This is a genomic window from Streptosporangium oxazolinicum, from assembly GCF_039537505.1.
GTDB classification, from domain to species: Bacteria; Actinomycetota; Actinomycetes; order Streptosporangiales; family Streptosporangiaceae; genus Streptosporangium; species Streptosporangium oxazolinicum.
Window position 1 is genome coordinate 1 of the sequence record NZ_BAABAQ010000055.1, and the last position, 505, is coordinate 505.

Annotated in this window: 1 pseudogene; it reads right to left on the reverse strand. The window is 64.8% G+C overall.

Annotation, left to right across the window (positions count from 1 at the left end):
• Positions 1–301: pseudogene (locus ABD817_RS39500) on the reverse strand (sugar ABC transporter substrate-binding protein); the annotation flags it as partial.
• Positions 302–505 lie beyond the last annotated feature (204 nt).

Below are 505 nucleotides of genomic sequence, written 5' to 3' on the forward strand. Positions count from 1 at the left end.
CGTTGATGTCATTGGTCGGCTCGACCGGCTTGAACTCCACATCGGAGTACTCCTTGGCCGCGGCCTCGGCGTTCTTCGCGATCGCGGCGATCCACCCGTGATCGGCCGCCGGCGCCGAGAACCCGATAACGACCTTGTCACCGGGGGCGTCGTTCCCACCGGTCGCGGCCGGAGCCGGAGCCGGAGCAGAAGCAGCGGCCGGAGCCGGCGCCTCGTTACCCGTGCACGCCGTCACCAGCGCACCCGCACCGATAACCGCACCGCCGACGAGGAAACCCCTACGAGCTAATGGGTTGGACATGTGATTTCTCCTTGATGTGTTAAGGGATGACGATCAGGTAGGGGAGCGCAGGGAACGTCGCTGGAGCAGCACGGCCGCCACGATGATCAGGCCCTTGGCCACCAGCTGGTCGCTGGTGTTGAGCCCGTTGAGAATGAACAGGTTCGTGATCACGGTGAAGATCAGCAGACCCAGGATCGACCCGATGATCGATCCCCGGCCCCC